Here is a 2,632-nt window from a genome sequence, read left to right as displayed (position 1 = left end):
GTGCTGGAGATGGCCGTCGGCGCCGAGGTGGCTGCCGAGTTCGGCGTCTTCGCCGGCGATCAGGTGAAGACCAAGAAGCCAGCGCCCGATATCTACCTGATGGCCCTCGAAGAGCTGGGAGTGGCGCCGGATCAGGCGGTGGTGGTGGAGGACAGCAACCAGGGGCTGCGGGCCTCGCTCGCCGCCGGTATTCCGACGATCGTCACCATCAGCAGCTACACCGCCGACGAGGACTTCACCGGAGCGGCCGCCGTGGTGAGCGACCTCGGCGAACCGGACGCTCCGATGCGGGTGCTGGCCAACGCCGCCGGGCTCGACCTGGGCGGCATGGTCACGCTGGACGCGTTGGCCAGACTCGTTCGTTCCTGACCTCGCCGTTGGTCAGGTCGAAGGTGAAGCCGAGCCGGATGCGGTCGCCGCGGAAGGTGATTCGCGAGAACTCGTAGGGTCCGTGCTGGTTGGATGTGGTGTCCTCCAGTACCAGCACCGGCTGGCCCGGCGCCAGACCGAGCAGTTCGGCGTCCGCCTCGGTGACCGGGACGCTCTCCAACTGCTGGGTAACCCGGGTCGCCCGCAGGTGGTGGTCGCGGGCCAGGATGGTGCACAACTGCTCACCCACCACATCGGCCTCGATCAGGTCGGACGCCAGGCTGGTCGGCACCCAGGAGCGGTGCAGGCTGATCGGCTCACCATCGACGCTGCGCACCCGCTCGATGAGGCTGAGCTCGGTCTCGGGCGGCACTTCGAGCTGCCGGGCCAGCCGCGGGGTGGCCGGCACCTGCTCGGCGCGCACCAGCCGGGTGGTGGTGGCGAACCCCTGCGCCTCAAGTTGGGCTCGGATGCCGTGGAACGCGGTGGACCCGGTCTGGATCTTCGGCTCGGCGACAAAGGTCCCTTTGCCGGGAACCCGCACCAGCAGCCCTTCGTCGGCCAGCGAGTTCAGCACACCGCGGGCGGTCATCCGGCTGATGCCGTACTGCCTGGCGATGGCGTTCTCCGACGGCACCATCATCCCGGCGGCCCACTCGCCGCTGGCGATCCGGCTGCGCAGGATCTCGTCCAGCTGCGCGTACAGCGGGACCGGCCCGTGCTTGTCGAGGGCCGCCTGCTGGGTCATCCATGCCACCTTTGTCCGGGGAAGTTGCCGCCCATGATACCCAGCGCGGTTCCGCGGCCCTCGGGCCGGATGCGGCGGTCGGGTGGCGGCGTCCTTGGGCACGATCCGTCCCCAGCGACGGAGAGTGCACGCATTTGAGGCTGTTCGCGGGTATCAACCGGTCCCAGGAACGGAAAGTGCACGGCGGGGCCGGGTGGCGGCGTCCCAGCCCGGCAGGCCAGCCGAACGGGAACAGGGCATCAAGGGCTTGCGGCGAGCCCCACCGATCGTGCGACCTGGCGGGACGCCGTCGGCGTTCCTGGGTCGTCCATGGCAGCGGGCGATCAGCCGGTGGGCTCGTTGAGGATCTCGATGTTGCCGGTGGTGCCGTCCAGCCGGATCCGCTGACCGGTGGTCAGCCGGCTGGTGGCCTCGTGGACGCCGACGATGGCGGGGATGCCGTACTCACGGGCCACCACCGAGCCGTGGGTCATCATGCCGCCAACCTCGGTGACCAGGCCGCCGGCGGTCAGGAACAACGGCGTCCAGGCGGGGTCGGTGCCGGGGCAGACCAGGATCTCACCGGGCAGCAGGTGACTGGCCTGAGGGTCGAGGACCACCCGGACGGTGCCCTCCACCACTCCCGGCGAAACCGGGCTGCCGCTGATCGCATCATCGTGGCCGGTCATGCCCTCGTAGAACGCCCGGCCGTCCCCGAGCAGGATGCGGGGAACCTGCCGGCGTAACCCCTCGCGTTCGTTGACCTGGCGGCGTGCCGCCACCACGGCCCGCCAGGGTTCGGCTGGTTCGCCCGGGAGCCGTTCCAGTTCGTCCACATGCAGGAAGAACACGTCGTCGGCACGCTCCAGCACCCCGGCGGCCACCAGGTCGTATCCGCTGGCGAGCAGCGCCTGGCGCAGGTCACCGAACAGCCGCACGACGGTGAACTTCGGCGTCTCGCGGATCCCGATCAGCTTGCGCACCCGGTCGATCGCGAACCGCCAGCGGGCGGCTTGCAGTCTGGCCCGGACACCGTGCCCCGGCGAGATCAGGGCGGCCAGTTCGAGGGCCGCCCGCTGGGCAGCCGCCGCGCCCCGGGCGAACATCACATCGGGTGCCCGTTCGGGATCGGTGATCTGCAGGTAGCTCTGCAGGCTCCTCAGCACATCAATCGGGTTCTCCCGCCACCGCGGCTGACCGAGGTCGATCTCGGCCACCCCACGCATCCCGTACCGGGCCAGGAACCCGGCGAGCGCGTCCTGCGCGACGTTCGGCAACTGGCCGGCTGCCAGGAGTTCGGCCAGCTGCTCGACCTCGGTGGTCTCGAATGCGGTGAGGGAGCAGGGGTCCACCTTGATGGTCGCCGCGGCCCGCCACAGGGCGAGGTCCATCTCGGTGGTGACGTTGCCGGGCACCCCCCGCAGCACCTCCAGCGCCAGCACCCGGCCGGGTTCACCGGCCCGCGCGGCGGCAACCGTCACGGCCGCCATCAGGACAGCCGCCGGCACCATCACCGGCGCGACGGCGGCGAATACC

General features: G+C 70.6%; 3 protein-coding genes. 1 reads left to right on the top strand and 2 read right to left on the bottom strand.

Translation table 11 applies throughout. The features are described 5' to 3' along the window. Nucleotides 1-369: HAD-IA family hydrolase (locus tag WBL05_RS00515; RefSeq protein WP_424223041.1), on the top strand; the 369-nt coding region annotated here is incomplete at its 5' end. Here WBL05_RS00515 and WBL05_RS00510 read toward each other — a convergent pair. Beyond that, the gene (locus WBL05_RS00510) at nucleotides 332-1,117 is read right to left on the bottom strand and encodes a GntR family transcriptional regulator (protein WP_424223040.1); all 786 of its coding nucleotides are present in this window, start codon (nucleotides 1,115-1,117) and stop codon (nucleotides 332-334) included. The genes WBL05_RS00515 and WBL05_RS00510 overlap by 38 nt on opposite strands. A 323-nt stretch (nucleotides 1,118-1,440) precedes the next feature. Further along, on the bottom strand, nucleotides 1,441-2,632 hold a 1,192-nt coding region (locus tag WBL05_RS00505; RefSeq protein ID WP_424223039.1), incomplete at its 5' end, for a PEP-utilizing enzyme.

The organism is Brooklawnia sp. (assembly GCF_049651565.1).
Classification (GTDB): Bacteria; Actinomycetota; Actinomycetes; order Propionibacteriales; family Propionibacteriaceae; genus Brooklawnia.
Note: the sequence above shows the minus strand (reverse complement) of the source record. Positions and strands in the feature narration are given on the sequence as shown.